Source organism: Dongia sp., from assembly GCF_041910485.1.
Taxonomy (GTDB): domain Bacteria; phylum Pseudomonadota; class Alphaproteobacteria; order Dongiales; family Dongiaceae; genus Dongia.
Map to the genome: position 1 here is coordinate 20,142 of NZ_JAYRQR010000008.1, position 17,844 is coordinate 37,985.

Annotated in this window: 17 protein-coding genes; 4 read left to right on the forward strand and 13 right to left on the reverse strand. The window is 63.3% G+C overall.

Annotated features, from left to right (window positions below):
- Positions 1-11: 11 nt before the first annotated feature.
- On the reverse strand, positions 12-1,271 hold the full coding sequence (locus ACE3PP_RS02105) for a glycerate kinase (RefSeq protein WP_374377521.1): 1,260 nt from the start codon (positions 1,269-1,271) through the stop codon (positions 12-14).
- Positions 1,272-1,383: 112 nt separating this feature from the next.
- Complete coding sequence (locus ACE3PP_RS02110) at positions 1,384-2,283, reverse strand: DMT family transporter (protein ID WP_374377522.1); 900 nt, start codon at positions 2,281-2,283, stop codon at positions 1,384-1,386.
- A 107-nt stretch (positions 2,284-2,390) separates the two neighbouring features.
- On the opposite strand from ACE3PP_RS02110, the gene ACE3PP_RS02115 reads away from it, so the two are divergent.
- Genes ACE3PP_RS02115 through ACE3PP_RS02125 form a run of 3 tightly spaced genes read left to right on the forward strand, consistent with a single transcriptional unit; the run spans position 2,391 to position 4,630 of the window.
- Positions 2,391-3,197, forward strand: coding sequence for an N-formylglutamate amidohydrolase (locus ACE3PP_RS02115; protein WP_374377523.1), 807 nt, complete (start codon positions 2,391-2,393; stop codon positions 3,195-3,197).
- Entirely contained in the window at positions 3,194-4,321 is a 1,128-nt protein-coding gene (locus ACE3PP_RS02120; RefSeq protein ID WP_374377524.1) for a carboxylate-amine ligase, read from the forward strand. The genes ACE3PP_RS02115 and ACE3PP_RS02120 overlap by 4 nt, the downstream gene beginning before the upstream one ends.
- Before the next feature lie 12 nt (positions 4,322-4,333).
- Positions 4,334-4,630, forward strand: a complete 297-nt coding sequence (locus tag ACE3PP_RS02125; protein ID WP_374377525.1) for a DUF1244 domain-containing protein — start codon at positions 4,334-4,336, stop codon at positions 4,628-4,630.
- Positions 4,631-4,637: 7 nt separating this feature from the next.
- On the opposite strand, the gene ACE3PP_RS02130 is transcribed toward ACE3PP_RS02125, so the two are convergent.
- From ACE3PP_RS02130 to ACE3PP_RS02140, 3 genes are all read right to left on the reverse strand, one after another.
- Positions 4,638-6,092, reverse strand: coding sequence for a methyl-accepting chemotaxis protein (locus ACE3PP_RS02130; protein WP_374377526.1), 1,455 nt, complete (start codon positions 6,090-6,092; stop codon positions 4,638-4,640).
- Positions 6,089-6,379 carry a hypothetical protein gene (locus tag ACE3PP_RS02135; protein ID WP_374377527.1) on the reverse strand — a complete coding sequence of 97 codons (291 nt, stop codon included), beginning with the start codon at positions 6,377-6,379 and terminating at the stop codon, positions 6,089-6,091. The genes ACE3PP_RS02130 and ACE3PP_RS02135 overlap by 4 nt, the downstream gene beginning before the upstream one ends.
- Positions 6,380-6,542: 163 nt before the next feature.
- A complete protein-coding gene (locus ACE3PP_RS02140) occupies positions 6,543-7,424 on the reverse strand; it encodes a DMT family transporter (protein ID WP_374377528.1) in 882 nt (293 codons plus the stop codon).
- A gap of 178 nt (positions 7,425-7,602) precedes the next feature.
- On the opposite strand from ACE3PP_RS02140, the gene ACE3PP_RS02145 reads away from it, so the two are divergent.
- A complete protein-coding gene (locus tag ACE3PP_RS02145; RefSeq protein ID WP_374377529.1) occupies positions 7,603-7,851 on the forward strand; it encodes a DUF2312 domain-containing protein in 249 nt (82 codons plus the stop codon).
- A gap of 75 nt (positions 7,852-7,926) precedes the next feature.
- On the opposite strand, the gene ACE3PP_RS02150 is transcribed toward ACE3PP_RS02145, so the two are convergent.
- The 8 genes from ACE3PP_RS02150 to ACE3PP_RS02185 form a co-directional block, all read right to left on the reverse strand.
- Positions 7,927-8,925 carry an ABC transporter ATP-binding protein gene (locus ACE3PP_RS02150; protein WP_374377530.1) on the reverse strand — a complete coding sequence of 333 codons (999 nt, stop codon included), beginning with the start codon at positions 8,923-8,925 and terminating at the stop codon, positions 7,927-7,929.
- Positions 8,922-9,902: an ABC transporter ATP-binding protein gene (locus ACE3PP_RS02155; RefSeq protein ID WP_374377531.1), complete on the reverse strand. Its 981-nt coding sequence runs from the start codon at positions 9,900-9,902 to the stop codon at positions 8,922-8,924. The genes ACE3PP_RS02150 and ACE3PP_RS02155 overlap by 4 nt, the downstream gene beginning before the upstream one ends.
- Before the next feature lie 6 nt (positions 9,903-9,908).
- Complete coding sequence (locus ACE3PP_RS02160; protein ID WP_374377532.1) at positions 9,909-10,802, reverse strand: ABC transporter permease subunit; 894 nt, start codon at positions 10,800-10,802, stop codon at positions 9,909-9,911.
- Positions 10,795-11,712 (reverse strand): oligopeptide ABC transporter permease OppB, encoded by a 918-nt coding sequence (gene oppB, locus ACE3PP_RS02165; protein WP_374377533.1) that lies wholly within the window; start codon positions 11,710-11,712, stop codon positions 10,795-10,797. The genes ACE3PP_RS02160 and oppB overlap by 8 nt, the downstream gene beginning before the upstream one ends.
- Positions 11,713-11,815: 103 nt before the next feature.
- Positions 11,816-13,408: a peptide ABC transporter substrate-binding protein gene (locus ACE3PP_RS02170; RefSeq protein ID WP_374377534.1), complete on the reverse strand. Its 1,593-nt coding sequence runs from the start codon at positions 13,406-13,408 to the stop codon at positions 11,816-11,818.
- Positions 13,409-13,748: 340 nt separating this feature from the next.
- Positions 13,749-14,915 carry a DUF2336 domain-containing protein gene (locus ACE3PP_RS02175; RefSeq protein WP_374377535.1) on the reverse strand — a complete coding sequence of 389 codons (1,167 nt, stop codon included), beginning with the start codon at positions 14,913-14,915 and terminating at the stop codon, positions 13,749-13,751.
- 155 nt (positions 14,916-15,070) lie between these two features.
- Positions 15,071-16,642: an ATP-binding protein gene (locus tag ACE3PP_RS02180; protein WP_374377536.1), complete on the reverse strand. Its 1,572-nt coding sequence runs from the start codon at positions 16,640-16,642 to the stop codon at positions 15,071-15,073.
- Entirely contained in the window at positions 16,639-17,778 is a 1,140-nt protein-coding gene (locus ACE3PP_RS02185; RefSeq protein WP_374377537.1) for a DUF2336 domain-containing protein, read from the reverse strand. Before ACE3PP_RS02185 ends, ACE3PP_RS02180 begins: the two co-directional genes overlap by 4 nt.
- Positions 17,779-17,844 lie beyond the last annotated feature (66 nt).

The window sequence follows — 17,844 nt, forward strand, 5'->3', positions numbered from 1 at the left end:
GTTCTTTCTTCTTATTTGATCAGGATGACGCGGATATCATTGACATTGGTTCGGGTCGGTCCCGTGACAATCAGATCGCCCAGGGCCGAAAAGAATCCATAGCCGTCATTGTTGGCCAGCATGGCCTTGGCACTCAAGCCCTTATCGGCGGCACGTGCGATACTGTCGGGTGTGAGCAGGGCGCCGGCATTGTCTTCCGTGCCGTCGATCCCGTCGCTGTCACCAGCCGCCGCAAAAATTCCCGGATGACCATTAAGGGCTACCGCGAGAGCCAGCAGGAACTCGGCATTTCGGCCGCCACGGCCCTTGCCGCGGACGGTGACGGTGGTTTCACCGCCGGAAATGAGCGCAACCGGCTTTGGCGCGGGCTGGCCGTGCTTGGCGATTTGCCGGGCGATGCCGGCATGGACCAGGGCCACGTCCCGGGCTTCGCCTTCAAGATCGCCGAGGATGAGCGGCCGATAACCGGCAGCCTCCGCCACTTTGGCGGCGGCCACCAGCGCGTCCTGCGGCGTACCCAGCATCCGCGTTTCGCATCCAACAAGGCGAGGATCGCCGGGCTTCGGCGTCTCGCAGGCGGGGCTGTCGAGATAGGCTTTGACGGCCGGCGGCATCTCGATCCCGTACTTGGCGAAGACGGCGATGGCATCTTCGCGGGTCGACGGATCGGCAACGGTCGGGCCGGAGCCGATGACCGAAGGATCGTCGCCCGGCACATCGGAAATGAGCAGCGTCACGACCTTGGCCGGATGCGCGGCGGCGGCGAGCCTGCCACCCTTGATCGCCGACAGGTGTTTGCGGACGCAATTCATCTCGGCAATGTTGGCGCCGGATTTCAGCAGCGCCTTGTTGACGGCCTGCTTGTCGGCAAGACCCAAGCCATCGCCCGGAACGGCAAGCAGGGCCGAGGCGCCGCCTGAGACGAGACAAAGCACCAGATCATCCGCTGTGAGGCCCTGGACCTTTTCCAGGATGCGCCGCGCCGCCTGTTGTCCCTGCGCGTCCGGCACGGGGTGCGAGGCTTCAACGACTTCGATCGAACGGCAAGGCAGACCGTGCTGATAGCGCGTCACCACCAGCCCGTCGATGTTCCCGCTCCAGGCCGCTTCGACTGCCTTTGCCATCGAAGCCGCAGCCTTGCCCGCGCCCACGACGACGACGCGGCCCTGCGGGCGTGCCGGCAGGTGCGGCGCCAGGATCTTCAGCGGGTCGACGGCGGCAACGGCGGCGGCGAAGATCTGCCGCAGAATCTCGGTCTCGGTCTGGCTCACGGCATTCCCCTGCTGATGCCTCTGGTCATGATTGTCCGGACCATAGGTATCGGGGCGCCACCGGGTCAAGCAAACCGGCGACGCCTTTGCGCCCCAATGCGCCGGTATTGTGCTATTCGGCGGGCTGTGAGGGACTAGGCTTTGCCCAGAAAATGCCGAAAAGGACGATGACCCCACCCAGGATTTGCCACGGCCCCAAGGTTTCGCCGAGAAGGGCCCAGGCGAAGACCGCCGAGGCCAGGGGGTTGATGAGCAGGGTCAGCGATGAGAAAGCGGCCGGCAGATGCGCGACGGCCCAATTGATAAGACTTTGCCCGATGGTCTGGCTGACCAGCGCGAGGCCCAAAACGGCACCCCAGCCGGTCCAGGTTTCGGGCAGGATCCTATCCTCAGTCAGCAGGCCGACCGGCAACAACACAAGGCTTGCGGTGGCGGAACCCCACAGCATCACCTCAGCCGTCGAAAGATGCCGGCGTGCTTCCTTGCCGCCGCGCAGATAGCCCGCATAGGTGATGGCGCCGATCATGCCCAGGACGAAGGCCAGGCTGTCGTGGATGTCGAGCGGCTTCTCGCCGCCGGCCAGCAGCAGCCAGACACCACCGAACGCTGCCGCCATACCCAGGATGAAGCGCAGACCGAACCGCTCGCCGAAAATCAGAAAGCCGGAAGCTGCGACCCAAAGTGGCGCCGTGTTGCCCATCAACGTTGCCGCGGCGACGCTCGCGAATTGCAGGCACCAATGCCAGGCAATGAGATCGACCGCGAGCGACAGGCCGGCAAAGCCCGTCACTTTCAGGGCACGCCGACGGTCGGCTGCTTCGGTCCGCTGTGCCGGCCGATGGCTGAGGACCCAGATCGCGAAGAAGGGCAGGGCCAGGAACATGCGATAGAAGCCGGTCATGGTCGGGCCGACGTCCGACAGCTTCACGAAGATGCCGGAGAACGAGATCATGACCGCCCCTAAGATGAGGACGGGCAGGGCGTATCTGTCGGCGGAACGGCCAGCTTGCATGGTGATTTGGCGGGAAAATTGGATCGTTGCTTGGGTGACAGCGGCGGCCGCCTCTTCTATGCTGGCCCCGGCCCTTGGGTCAAATGCACGCAACGCATGGCGAGACCATGTCTTTGGATAGCTCTTCCTCGGAAAAACTGCTGGGTCCCGGCGACCCGCCACCCTTCACGCTCTTCAATGAAAACGGTCAGGCGCCGCTGGTCATGTTCTGCGACCATGCCGGCCGTGCCATCCCACGTCGGCTCGGCGCACTCGGCCTCACGCCGGAAGAACTCAGCCAGCATATCGCCTGGGACATCGGTATCGCCAAGGTGGCGGCGATTCTGGCCCGCAATCTTGACGCGCCTTGTGCCCTCGCTTCCTATTCGCGGCTGGTCATCGATTGCAATCGGCGCCTCGACGATCCGACTTCCATCGCGCAGGAATCAGACCGCATCGTCGTGCCGGGCAATCGCGGGCTGGACAATCAGGCGCGGTCGCGTCGCATCGACGAGATATTCAAGCCCTATCATTACGCGGTCGCCGATCTCATCAAGAAGAAGCGCGATGCGGGTCAGGTGCCGGCGATCATATCGCTGCACAGCTTCACGCCGGTCATGAACGGTTTCAAGCGGCCGTGGCATTTCGGGGTTCTGTGGAACCGCGACCCGCGTCTGCCTATTCCGCTGATGCAGCGGCTGGCGCAATTGCCCCATGTGGTGGTCGGTGACAACGAGCCCTATTCGGGTCGCGACGAGCACGGCTTTTCCATCATCGCCCATGCCGAGGCGCAAGGGCTGCCGCACGCTCTCATCGAGATTCGCCAGGACCTCATCAGTGACGATGCAGGCGTCAATCGCTGGGCGGCCAAGCTGGAAACGGCGCTGAAAGGGCTCCTCATCGATACCAACATCTTTCCGCAGACCCGAAAATGAGCGAACCGGCCTTCACGCTGGGGATCGAGGAGGAATATCTCCTGGTCGACCGGGTGAGCCGGGATCTAGTGGCTGACCCGCATCCGGGTCTGTTCGAGGCGGCACAGGCGGCTCTCGGTCCCCATGTCAGTCCTGAATTCATGCGCTCACAGATCGAGATCGGCACGGGGATCTGCGGCAGCCTGCGCGAAGCGCGCGAACAACTGCAGCGCTTCCGCACGACCCTTTCCGAAGTGACGGCGCAGCATAATCTGGCGATCGTCGCCGCCTCGACTCATCCGTTTGCCGATTGGGGCGGGCAGAAGCACACGGACAAGGAGCGCTACAACGCGCTCGCCCGCGATATCGGCGGTCCGGTGCGACGCCTGCTCATCTGCGGCATGCATGTGCATGTGGGGATCGAGGACCCGGAACTGCGCATCGATCTGATGAGTCAGGCGAGTTATTTTCTGCCGCATCTCCTCGCCCTTTCCACTTCCTCGCCTTTCTGGCGCGGGGCGGATACGGGCTTGAAATCTTACCGCTTGGCTGTCTTCAACGAGCTGCCACGCACGGGGTTGCCCGAGATCTTTGATTCCTTCGGCGAATTCCAGCGGCACCTCGATGTGCTGGTGAAGGCCGGGCTCATCGAGGATGGCAGCAAGTTGTGGTGGGACCTGCGCCCTTCCTCACGGTTCCCCACACTCGAGATGCGGATATCCGACGCCTGCACGCTTCTCGACGATACGCTGTGCATCGCTGCCATGTATCGCTGCATCCTGCGCATGCTCTATCGGCTGCGGCGCGGCAACCAGCGCTGGCGGCGCTATGCGGCGATGTTGATCAACGAGAATCGCTGGCGGGCGCAGCGCTACGGGCTTGACGAGGGGCTGGTCGATTTCGGCAAGGGCCGCATCGTGCCGATGCGCGACTTGATCGAGGAATTGATCGACCTGTTGGCCGAGGATGCCGCCTTCTTCGGCTGTTCGATGGAACTGGAACATGCCCGCACCATTCTCGACCGCGGCACCAGTGCACACCGGCAGCTGGCGGTCTATAATGCGGCACTTGCCGAAGGGTTGGAGCCGCGTGCGGCGCTCGCTCGGGTGGTCGACCGGCTGATCGATGAAACAGTACGCTTCTAAAGGGATTTGAACATGGACGACAAAACCAAGACCGAGCTTGAGGCAGCGGCCTTCCGCCGCCTTGTTGAGCATCTGCGCGAACGGACGGATGTGCAGAACATCGATCTCATGAACCTCGCCGGTTTCTGCCGCAATTGCCTCTCCCGCTGGTATCGGGAAGCTGCCGAAGCCAAGGGTGTGGCACTGGCCGATCCGGCCGCGCGCGAGATCGTCTATGGCATGCCCTATGACGAATGGAAGGCGAAGTATCAGTCCGACGCTTCGGCAGAGAAGAAGGCGGCGTTCGAGAAGAACAAGCCTGCCCACTGACCTGCTGTTAGTTGGTCGGGAGCGAGCGCAGGAACTTCCGCACTTCCTCCTGCAGGTGGGCCGACTGGGCGACTAGGCTCTGCACCGCGCTCGATACCTCTGTCGCCGTACTGCCGGTATCTTGGGCGACCGCTTGAACGCTGCTGATGATGGTCGTCGTCTCGCCGGTACGCAGCGACACGCTCTGGGCGGAACTGGCGATCTCGCGCGTCGCCTGGTTCTGCTGCTCGACCGACGAACTGATCTCCTGTGCGATGCCGCTGATCTCGCCGATGATGTCGGCGATCGACTTGATCGCTTCGGCTGATTTGCTGGTCGCGACCTGGATGGCGCCGATCTGGGCGGAGATTTCCTCGGTCGCCTTGGCGGTCTGACCGGCCAGGGACTTGACCTCGCCGGCGACGACGGCAAAGCCCTTGCCCGCTTCGCCGGCGCGCGCCGCCTCGATGGTGGCGTTGAGGGCCAGCAGATTGGTCTGGCTGGCGATATCGTTGATGAGATGGATGATGTCGCCGATCTTCTGCGCGGCACTGGTCAGTTCGGCGACCGACGAGGAAGTAAGGCCGGCCTGTTCCACCGCCCGCGCGGTGATCTCGGTCGAGCGCTGCGCCTGGCGCTGGATTTCGCCGACCGACGCCGTCAATTCTTCGGCGGCTGCGGCGATAGCCTGCGCGTCCCCCGTGGTGGCACCGGATGCCTCCGCCGCTTGCGCCGCCTTGGCGGCATTTTCGCGGGCGACCCCGGTCATGCCGTCGGCCAGATTGGCGGCCTGGCCGGTACGCGTCGTCACTTCGTTGATGACCGATTGCACGGCCCCTTCGAATTCGCTGGCGATGCGGGCTAGAACCTTGCGCTGTTCGTCCTTGGCGCGGGCTTCTGCCTCGCGCTCATGTGCCGCTGATTTTTCGGCTTGGTGGCGCGCCGTTTCCGCCTCGCTCAGCGATTGCTTCGCCTGGGTGAGCGCCTGCGCCAGATATTGCGAGATCCACATCAGGACACCGGCCTCGATCAGGACGATGACGGCATGCAGCACGACCCGGAAGAAGTTGCCGCCGCCCGGAAACACCGCTGCCGGCAGCAGGAAGTTGAGCAGCAGGTGATGAAGGGCGATGGTCAGTGTCGCCGTCAGGATGGCGCGCCAGTCGCACAAGGCCGTCAGCATCGCGAGTGCCGCGAAGAAATACATGTGGATGTCGATCTGCCACGGATGACCCTCCATGGCCGCGACCAGAAGGCCGATCATCACCATGAGCGCCGCCGAAAGGAAGAGCTGCAGGCCGGTTCCCGCGCTGAACAGCGCGTAAGCACCGACCGCGATGCTGACCGCAAGCGCAATCCCCGAAAGCCAGCCGACACCGCCGCCGACCAGCCATTCGAGCAAGGCGACGACCGGCAGGTGCAGACAGATATAGACCGCCAGGATGCGGGCGACGCGACCGCGCAGATGATCGATCGAATTCATGACGAGCGCTCCTTCTCGGAACTGGTGCAGCCCATGGCCGGATCGGCGCGCAAGACGAGGCTGGCGCCGGCGGCATAAAGGCGATGATTGAAATCGGGCGTGTCGCCGATGGCGATGATCGAGCCGGGCAGTCCGCCCGGCCCCAACAGGCGGCCGCCGGCGGCGATGACACTCGCCAGAGCATCGCCCTGCCAGCTATAGACCGCGACGGGCTGATTTTCCTGCGGCAGGGCGGCCACGACCGAAATGGCACCCATGCCGAGGACAGCCAAGCCGGCAGCCGGCACGAAACTGCTCCAACATGTTGATTTTCCCGACATTTTCCTGACCCAGACGGTCTATTTGACGATCGACCGATATTCTCGAAGCGACACTATAAGAGCCGTTTCCAAAGACATTGTTAAGGATAAGGGTTAGGAAAAGATGACCGGCTTCAGTTGTTGCTGGGCGTCACTGGGCGGGCGGAATGCTCGCGGTCTTGGGGCGGCCACGCCAGACGACGATAGCAAGGCCTAGGAGGATGATGCCGCCACCCAGCACGATCCCCTCCGACAATTCCTCGCCCAGCTGCCAGGCGGCGGTGACGACGCCGAAGACCGGCATCAGCAGCGTGAAGGGCGTCAGCTCGTCGACCCGGTGCCGCATGAGGAGCCAGTACCAGATCGAATAGGGAAGCGCGAAGCCGAAGGCGGCGATGCCAAGGACCCCCAGCCAGCCCTGCAGCGGAATGGCTTCGATAGTCGGCAGCAGGGAATGGCCTTCCAGCAGCAGGGCCGCCACGATCATCTGCGGCGTCGCATAGCGGGCGATGGCGGCATAGAGCGCCGTGCCGTGATCCTTGGCGACGATCGGGATGAAGGCCTGGGTGGTGGCCCAAGAGGTCACACAGACCAACATGGCGAAGATGCCGAGATAGGCCGAGGTCGCATCGGGCTTGCCGATGACGACGGCAACGCCGATCAGGCACAAAGCTGCACCGATCCCGTTCTTGAGGTTGGGCTTGTCGCGTCCCAGTACCCAGGAGGCGACGATGGCGATGGGCACCGACAATTGCATCAACAGCACCGCCATCGAGGCGGGGAGCAGCATCAGGGCGTAATAGACCGCCGTGCTCTGCAAGGTGCCGCCGAAGAAGGCGAGGAGGAACAGCGTCTTTCGCGGCGTTTTGGCCCGCGGGTAGAAGGGCGAGAGCAGCAGCGCCACGGTACCGTAGACGATGGTGACGAGGAGCACGGGCGAGAACCAGTTCTCGACCGCGGGTTTGGCCAGCGTATAAATCGGTCCCCAGAGAATCTGGATGAAGACGGCAAGCACGATATGGGAAAGGGGCATGGGAATCCCGGACCTGAAGGCGGCGGCACTCTGCCCGTAACCGCAGTCCGCCGCAAGATGGCCCCGCTATCCACGTTATCCACAGCCTTTCGCGTCTTGTTCCCCTGGTTGGGCGCGGCTAGAGTCCGGCCCGATTCGATCCGCCCGGACTGGGCGGCTGCCTTTATTGGAGAGACTCATGGCTGATTCCGGTGGCATTGCCGGCGACCACCTCAAATCCTTCATCGAGCGCATCGAGCGCCTGGAGGAGGAAAAGGCCGCCATCGCAGGCGACATCAAGGAAGTCTATGCCGAGGCCAAGGGCACCGGCTTCGACACCAAGATCATGCGCCAGATCATCCGCCTCCGGAAAATGGAGCCGAACGACCGGCAGGAGCAGGAAGAACTGCTCGACATCTACATGCGTGCCGTCGGCATGATGGTGTGATGCCGCCCGCCGGCATTTGCTGAATGAGAAAGCCCGGGCTTCGACCCGGGCTTTCGTCTTTTTTGAAGGATGTGCTCAGTTCAGCTTGGGCGGTCCGGCATGGTGGCAGGCCACCAGGTGATCCTTCCCCGCCGATACCAAATCCGGCATCTCTTGCGCGCAGATTTCGGTGGCGCGCGGACACCGCGTGCGGAACGGGCAGCCTGAGGGCGGATTGAGCGGCGATGGCAGGTCGCCCTTGAGGACGATGCGCGCCTTGTTCTGCTCGATCTCTGGGTCGGGCACCGGCACGGCCGAATTCAGCGCCTGGGTATAGGGGTGCAAGGGATTGCGATAGAGCGAATCCCGGTCCGCCACTTCCATCACCTTGCCGAGATAGAGCACCATCACCCGGTGGCTGATGTGCCGCACGATGGCGAGATTGTGCGAGATGAAGATGAGCGACATGCCCATCTCCTTCTGCAGATCCATCAGCAGATTGACGATCTGCGCCTGGATCGAGACGTCGAGGGCCGAGACCGGCTCGTCGCAGACGATGAGGCGCGGGTTGTTGATGATGGCGCGCGCGATGCCGATGCGCTGGCATTGCCCACCCGAGAATTCATGCGGATAGCGGTTGATCTGGTTGGGGAGGAGACCGACCTTCGCCATCATCGCCTTGACGCGCGCCTTCACCTCCTCGCCGCTCAGATTGGGCTGAAAGGTGATGAGCGGTTCAGCAATGATTTGCCCCACCGTCATGCGCGGATTGAGGCTTGCCAGCGGGTCCTGGAAGATGATCTGCATCTCGCGTCTCAAAGACCGCATCGCCTCGGGCTCGAGCTTGGCGAGATCCTGGCCGAGCCACACAGCGCGCCCGCCTTTCAGGGGCAACAGGCGCAGCACGGCACGGCCGAGCGTCGACTTGCCGCAACCGGACTCGCCCACCAGCCCCAGCGTCTCGCCCGGCTTCAAATCGAAGGAGACGCCGTCCACAGCCTTGACGATGGCCGGTGTGCCGCCGCCGAAGATCCGCTTGCGGCCCACATCGAAATGAACCTTGAGGTCATGGACGGAAAGCAAGGGCGCGCTCATGCCGCATCTCCCATCAGGTTATCGCGGTGGCAGGATTTGGCGCGCCCGCCGCCGATGTCACGCAAATGCGGCCGTTCGCTCATGCAACGCTCCACCGCATAGGGGCAGCGTTCGCGGAAGGTGCAGCCGCTGGGCAGGTTCTGCAGATTGGGCGGCTGGCCGCCGATGGTCTGCAGGCGCGTGATGCCGGTTTCATCGAGGCGCGGCATCGACCGCAACAGCCCCTCGGTATAGGGGTGCTGCGGCCGCTTGAAGATGTCGCGCACACTGCCTTCCTCGGCGATGGCGCCCGCATACATCACCATGACCCGGTCGGCGAGCCCGGCGATGACGCCGAGATCGTGGGTAATGAGCGCGATCGCCATGCCGTTGTCGCGCCGGAGCTGCGACAGCAGATCCAATATCTGCGCCTGCACGGTGACATCGAGGGCCGTGGTCGGCTCGTCGGCGATGAGCAATTCCGGCCCGCACAACAGCGCCATCGCGATCATCACGCGCTGGCGCATGCCGCCCGAAAATTCGTGCGGATACATGTTGAGTCGCCGCCGCGCTTCGGGGATCTGCACCTGGTCGAGCAGGCGGACCGATGTTTCGGCGGCCTCCTTCTCGCTCAACCCCTTATGCGTCATCAGCACTTCGGTCATCTGGCGGCGCACGGTGAGATAGGGGTTCAAGGACGTCATCGGGTCCTGGAAGATCATCGACATGCGCGCGCCGCGGATCTTGTTGAGTTCCGCCGTCGGCACGCCCAGGATTTCGGTACCCGCCACCTTGACCGACCCGGTGGCTTTCCCGTTGCTGGCAAGGAGACCCATGATCGACATGAAGATCTGGCTCTTGCCCGAGCCGGACTCACCGACGATGCCCAGTGTCTCGCCGCGCGCTATGGCAAAGGAGACGTTGTTGACGGCCTTCACGTCGCCTTCCGGTGTCCAGAAGGTTGTGTTGAGGTTGGTGACTTCAAGAACGTTGCTCATGGCGCGTCACCGGTCCTTCGGGTCGAGCGCATCGCGCAACCCGTCGCCGACGAAATTGAGCGCCAGCAGCGTCACCACCATAACGGCGCTGGGGAAGACCACGGCCCAGGGGGCGATATCCATCGACCGCGCACCTTCGCTGATCAAGGTACCCCACGAGGAATCCGGCTCCTGCACACCCATCCCGAGGTAGGAAAGGAAGCTCTCGGTCAGAATGACCGCCGGTACTGTCAGGGTCATGTAGACGACGACGGGGCCGAGGCAGTTGGGAATGATGTGGCGTGTGATGATGCGCCAGTTGGAAACACCGCTCGCATGCGCCGCCTCGATGAACTCCTTGCGGCGGATGCTGATCGTCTGCCCACGCACGATGCGCGCCATGTCGAGCCAGCTCACCGCGCCGATCGCCACATAGATCAGCACCATGTCCCGACCGAAGACGACGGTGAGCAGGATGACGAAAAAGACGAACGGAATTGAATAGAGGATGTCGACGATGCGCATCATGACATTGTCGACCCGGCCGCCGAAGAATCCCGCCGTGGCACCCCACAGCGTGCCGATGACAAGGCTGACCAAGGTCGCGACGAAGCCGACGATCAGCGAGACCTGGCCGCCGTACAGCGTACGGACGAACAGATCGCGGCCGTTCTGGTCGGTCCCGAAGTAATAGCCGAGCTCGAAATTGGGCGGAATGCTGAGGGATTCCAGCGACCAATCGACCTCTTCCGGATCATGGAGGCCGAAATAGGGGGCGCCGAAGCAGGCAATGGTGACGAGCAACAGGATGACGAGGCCCGTCACCGCCGCCTTGTTGTGCGAGAAGCGGCGATAGGCGTCGACCCAGAGGCTGCGCCCCTTGACCTCCGGCTGGACGGCGAGGGCGGCAAGATCAGTCATAGCGCACCTTCGGGTCCAGCAAACCGTAACAGATGTCGGCAATCAGATTGCAGATGATGACCAGGGCGCCGAACAGGATGGTGACGCCCAGCACCAGCGTGTAATCGCGGTTGATGGCGCCTTGCACGAAATAGCGGCCGATGCCGGGGATGCTGAAGATCTGCTCGACGATGACCGAACCGGTCACGATATTGGCGATGGCCGGACCCATATAGGAGACGACGGGCATCAAGGCCGCGCGGATGGCGTGGCGAGTCAGCGTGATGACTTCCGGGAGCCCCTTGGCGCGCGCGGTGCGGACAAAATTGCTGCGCAGGATTTCCAGCATCGACCCGCGCGTGAGGCGGGTGAAGGCGGCGATCTGCGGGATGGCCAGCGCGATGATGGGCAGTATCCAATTGGAGGGCTTGCCCCAACCGCCGACCGGCAACCAATTCAACATCAGGCCGAAGACCAGCGTCATGATGGGCGCGATGACGAAATTGGGCACGGCAATGCCCAACATCGCCGTCCCGACGCTGATATAGTCGATCCAGCTGTTCTGTCTCAGTGCCGACCAGATGCCGAGTGTCACACCGATGACAAGTGCGATGGCGATGGCGGAAAGGCCGAGGCCGAGCGAGGTGGGGAAGCCCTGCCAGATCAGCTCGGAAACCGTGAAATCCTTGTATTTGAACGAAGGGCCGAAATCGCCCTGGGCAAGGCCGCCCACATAGCGCGCGAATTGCTGCGGCAGAGGTTCGTCCAAATGATATTGCTGGATGAGCTTGGCTTCGACTTCAGCCGGAACTTTCCGCTCCTTGTCGAAGGGACCGCCCGGTGCCATGCGCACCATGAAAAATGATACCGCCAAAATAATGAACAGGGTCGGTATCGCGCCAATGAGGCGCCGGATCGTGTAGTTCAGCATTACAGCCGCCTCCCATCGGTGCCGAGGAACGGTGCCGAGGCGTATCGGGTCAAAGAAAAACGACCCGGCGGCATGATGCCACCGGGTCGCCTATCACGCAATCTTACTCGGCAACCGAGAGGAAGCGCGCCAGGTGGAAATCGAGAATGTTGTATTCCCAACCGGCCACCTTCTTCGACACCATGTGCTGCGACGTGTAGTGGTAGATCGGAATCATCGCCGTGTCGTTGAGGAAGATCTGTTCCGCGTCATGGAACATCTGCATGCGCTTGGCTGGGTCCGTTTCCGTGCCCGTGGCCTTCACCAGCTTGTCGTATTCCGGGTTGTTGTAACCCGCATCGTTACGCTCTCCGGCGTCGGACAGGAACATATCCGCGAAGTTGATCGGATCGTCATAGTCGGCGATCCAGGCCGCACGGGCGACGTCGAATTGCTTCTTGTCGCGGGTCTCCAGATAGACCTTCCATTCCTCGTTGCGGAGCGTGGCGTCGACGCCGATTTGCTTCCACATGCTCTGCACCGCGACCGCGATCTTCTTGTGGTTCTCGCTGGTGTTGTAGAGCAGCTCGACCTTCAGCGGGTTCGACTTGCTGTAGCCGTGCGCTTCCAGCAGCTTCTTGGCTTCCGCCAGGCGCTGCTTCTGCGGCATGTCCTTGAAGTCAACGAAGGCCTGCTTGTAGTTCGACATCGGCGGCTCCCACGAATAGGCCGGGGCTTCGCCGCCCTGCGTGATCTTGCTGACCAGCACTTCGCGGTTGACCGCCAGGGACAGGGCCTTGCGCAGGTCCTTCTGGGCGCCAAGCGGCTCACGGGTCAGGTTGATCACGTAGTAGTAGGTGCCGAGATAGGGCGTATTCTTGAACTCATCGGAAAAGTTCTTTTCCAGATCCGGGATCTGTTCCGATGGTGTGTCATAGGTGACCTGCAACTCGCCGGCCTTGAAGCGCTTCAGCTCTTCAGCGAGGTCCTCGGTCGGATACATGACGACCTTGTCGACCTTCACATTGGCCGCGTCCCAATAATTCGGGTTCTTCACGTAAGTGAGCGAGGCCTGAGGAGTCCACTCGGTCAGCTGGTAGGCGCCGTTGCTGACGATGTTGCCGGGTTTCGTCCAATCGTCCTTGAACTTCTCGACCGTCGCCTTGTGCACCGGATAAGAGATCGGATGGCGGAGAAGTCCCAAGAAATAGGGGGTCGGACCGTTGAGTGAGATCTTCAGCGTGTAATCGTCGACCGCTTCGGCGCCAAGCTTCGCAAAATCTTTCTCCTCGCCTTTGCGGATCTTCTCCGCGTTGACGATGACGTCGAGGATCGGGGCGTAATCGGCGGCGGTCTCCGGGTTGATCGCATCCTGGAAGCCGAAGACGAAATCCTTCGCCGTCACCGGCTCGCCGTTCGACCATTTCGCGTTCTTGCGCAGGTGGAACGTGTAGGTCTTGCCGTCGTCGCTGATGTCCCAGCTTTCGGCAGCGCCCGGGATGATGTCGCCATTGGCGGCATAGGTGGTGAGGCCCTCGAAGATGTCGGCTTCGATATTGGCCTCGGTCACGCCGGTCGATTTGTGCGGATTGATCGTCTCCGGCTCGGCGCCGTTGCCGCGATTGAGTACCATCTCGGCTTGTGCCAGCGCCGTGCTGGTCATCAAGGCGGCGACGGTCATGGCCGGCAGCACCAGCCGCTTCAGTATCTGGTTCATTTCTGAAAACCTCCTCTGTCATCTGAAAGCGTGAGGACGCTTCGCGCGGTTTGCCGGCTTGACGTTGCGATCAATACCGATACCGACGTCTTGTCCTCAGCTGGCGTCATCTTTCTTCAACAATTGGCGTGGTTCAATAGAAATAGCTGATTTCTCGGCACTTTCCGGCACGTCGCGCGTTTTCCGCCGGGGCGCTTTTGTTCTCCCCGGCGGGGGAATTTCTGACGGTTTGCGAGGCTGGCCCGGCGCATTGACGGGCTTGGGGCGGCGATCCGGACGGAGCGCCGGGTTCTCGTCGACATCGGCGCAGTTGGTAAACAAACGTATCGCAACTGTGGGTTTAGGCGCCGGTCTCCGGATCGGGGGCGCCTTCCGCCTCGGCCGGGGGCTCGATGGTCGCCGCAACGGGTGGCGGCGCCAGATCCTCGCTCTCGGTCAAGGCCTCGCGGGCCGATTCGCGCCGCCAGCGGGCGATGATCGAACTGGCCTGGGCGGGCTCGGTGCGGTCGAAGAAATCCAGCGCCTGGCCAAGGTCGGCGGCGCCGATGCCGCCCGACTTGGTGCGCAGCTTCCGGACCAGCAGATAGATCTGCGCGAATTCGTCCCGCCGGAGGCCGATGGCGCGCGCGATGAAGGCGATGCTGTCGCCGCCGTTTTCATTCATCAGCTTGCGCACCAGTCCCATGCGCAGATTGGCGAGATGCGCCACCTGGGCCTGGAAGAGGGCGAGGTTGTCCGCGCGCAGCGCACTGATCATCGAAGCCGGCGACAATTCGATCTCGCCGCCTTCGTCGGTCACGGGCTTCGGTTCTTCGGGAAGGACGGATGCTTTCTGGCCATAGACCGGCTGCTTGGCGGAAGCGATCATGGCGTCGAACTGGAAGCGGCCATTGAGCGCCTCGCACACAATGGGGTCGGCCCATGTCATCATGTCTTCGGCCAGGCTCTCGGGCAGTTCGCGCCGCTCGGCGATGAGGCGCTGCAGATCGACATCGGTCATGGCGACGAGGGCCGCTGACGACAAGGCCGGAATGGAGAAGGGCGCTTCCGGATCGTTGAGCAGGCGGCGCAGAATCTCCGTATCCTCCAGTTTCGCCAGCGCATCGACGACGGCAATGGTTGGTGCCTTGCGCTGGGCGATGACCGTGCCGTGCGAGACGCCGCGCGCCTCGATCACCGAGACCAGATCACTGGGTTCCAGCCGGTTGGTCGAGAACAACACCGGCGAGGCGATCTCGATTTCGTCCTCGGCAAAGACCTTGAGGAGGTCCGGCTCCGCCAGCGTCGAGCCGGCGATCTCATAGGCCAGTTCCAGGCGCGCCTCAGGTAGCGTCTTGGGGCGCAGCACCCGCAGAATTTCGGCCAGCATGACCTTTTCCTTGGGCTTCATGATGGCGCCGCGCCGCCAGAACAGGCGCGCCAACAGCGCAAACATCTTGGAGCGGCCCCCGGGCGACTTGTCGCGGGCCACTACCGCCAGTTCCTTGAGGTCGAACCCCTCGCTCACGCCCATTCACTCCCGACTCAGCAGGGGATATCCATCATTCGTAACCCGTGATGGTGGGATGGGTAAAGGAGATCGCTGACACGGTGGGCAGGGTCAGGGCGGGCAGGGTAACGATCAACTCCCTCCCCCCTTGAGGGGGAGGGTGGGGAGGGGGGTCACTTCACCTGGACCAGATGATTGCCGTCGATGACGCGGCTGGCGGGCAGGGTGACGATGGCGCGGGTGCCTTCGCCCAGCACGCTTTCCAGGTGCAGCTCGCCGCCGTGGAGCCGGGCGAGGCCCAATGACAAGGTGAGGCCCAGCCCCGTCCCTTCATATTTGCGGTTGAGCCCGCCATCGACCTGGGAAAAGGGATGCATGACGCGATCGATATCCTCGGCGGCGATGCCGATGCCGGTATCGCTTACCACCAGCACCAGATCGCCGTCCCGGGTGACGCTGGCCGAAAGAGTGATGCGTCCGCCCTTGGGCGTGAACTTCACGGCGTTGGCGAGGAGGTTGGCCAGAATCTGCTTCAGCTTGCGCTTGTCGGCGTGGACGCGCGGCAGGCGCGTCGGCAGGTCGATCTTCAGCTCCAGCCCTTGCGCCTGCAGTCGGTCCTGGATGAGGCGCGCCACGGCGTCGAACAGCTCCTCGATATTGCAGGCGCTCTCGTTGATCTCCGCCTGGCCGTTCTCAATACGTGATACGTCGAGGATGTCGTTGATGATGCCCATCAGATTGATGGCGCTGCCGTGGATATCCTTCACATAGCTGCGGTATTCGCTGTTCTCGATCGGGCCCAAAAGGCCCATGCGCATCACGTCGGCAAAGCCGATGATGGCGTTCAAGGGCGTCATCAGCTCGTGGCTCATATTGGCCAGAAACTGGCTCTTGGCGCGATTGGCGGTTTCCGCGGCTTCCTTGGCGGCGCGCAAATTCTCTTCGCGCCGGGTCAGTTCGGTGATGTCGGTCGCGGCACCCCGATAGCCGATGAGGGCGCCGCTCGTGGGATCGAACACCGGCAGCGCGCTCATCAGGAACAGCTTGCGCTTGCCGGTCGCATCCTCGGCGTCGAAGGGCAGGTCGCGGAACGGCGACAGTTTGGAAAGGCGGCGCTGCAGATTGGCTTTGAGCGCGTCCGAGGCGATGAGGTCGAGGAGGTTCCGCCCGATGAGCTGCTGCGGCACCATGCCGAGGGCCGCCACCACGCGCTGCGTCACCAGCTTGATGTTGAGCGCGGCATCCGTCTCCCACATCCAGTCGGCGGAAAGGCGGATGAAATCCATGTGCCGGTCGATGGCTTGCGCCGTCTCGTCCTGGCGCTCGCGGCCTTCCTGCAGGAGGGTGAGCAGGCCGCCGAAGCCGGTCAGCGTGCCGTTGGGCTCCAGCATCGGTTCAAAGCGCGCGCGCAGGCGCTGCACGCTGCCCCCGGCGGCGAAGTCCCAGTCGCGGAAGACGGTCGCCCGGCGCAGGTCGATCTCCTCGGCGACGTCGGCAAGACGCAGCCTTTCGCCGATCATGCCACCGTCGATGCGGGTTTCGGCGATGCGGCGAAGCGAGGCGTTGGACCAGCTGATCTGGCCCTTGGGATCGCACATCAGCATGGCCGGGCCGAATTCGACCAGTTCCTGGCGGAACAGATCGTTGAGGCGCGCCGGCGAGGGGGCTGCTTCGTTGGCGGGGCTCGCCTTCTTCGGGGCGACGCTGATCGAGATGGTGGGCGCGAGCGGCGTGACCTTGTTCATGCGCGTTTCTTCTCCTGCCCTTCTTCGATCGAGCGGATGGCAAACAGATAGTCAGGATCGCGCCGCCAGCGGGTCAGCACGGTCTCGGCCGCCGCATGCGAGAGGCGGTCGAAGAATTCGAGCGCGCGGCCGAGATCGGCCGGGGCGAAGGTCGCCTGGGCGCTGCGCGCGCGGCGCGTCAGCAGGAAGATGGTGGCGAATTCCTCGCGGTTGAGGCCCATGGCGCGGGTGACGACGGCAAGGCTCTGCCCGCCCGGCTCATAGGCGATGCGCGTGATGAGCCTGAGCCTGAGGCCGCTCATCTCGGCGAACATCGCTTCGAACAGCTGGATCTCGCCCTTGCGCAAGGTCTGCAGCAGCAGGCGCGGCGTCAACTGCCGTCCGTGGCCGAGGGCGCGGGCGAGGACCGCCGACGCATCGTCGATCTCGGCTTCACGCGCGGCTTCGGCCGCTTCTTCCTTCACCACCGGCTCCAAGCGGTCGTCGAGCGTGTCGGGGTCGATCGCGAAGCGGTCGAGGATGGCTTGGCGCAGGGCCGCCGCCACCCAATAGACCATGCGCCGCGCCAATTCCTGCGGCAGGTCGCGGCGGCGCACCAGCGGTTCCTGGAACTCATCGACCGTCTTCGACTGTTCGACCAGATAGGCAAGCGTCACGCGCGAGATATCGGCGTCCTGATTTTCGAGCAGCGTGCGGATGACGTCGCGGTCGCCGGTCTCGACCAGCGCGTCGGCGACGCTGCCGGAAAGATCGCGGCGCATGGCGATGGTGAGGATGTGCTGGCGCGAGCGGTGGCGGATCACCTCGATGAGGTCGATATCCTGCAGGACCGCCGAACGCAGCAGGATCGGCGAGGCGACGTCGATCTCGTCATTGGCGAGGAGGATGGCCAGTTCGCGCGGCAGGCCCGGCGCGTCAGCCAGGCGCAGCGCCAGCTTGCGCTTCACATCCTGGGCCACTTCGCCGATGAGCTTTTCGAGAATATCGAGCATCAGGGCGCGTTCCTGCGCCGAGAGCACGTCGTTGCGGTCGTGGAAGAGATCGCCCATGACGGCAAAGAGCTCGGCCCGGGCTTCGTCCGAGCGAAGCCTGGCCAAGGCCAGCAATTGCGCGCCGTCGATGTTGTCGCTTGCCATCACCCCTCTGCTCCGGATTGCGGTCACCCGTCAAAACTTTGACGGCGCGCCTACATCCTGATGCAG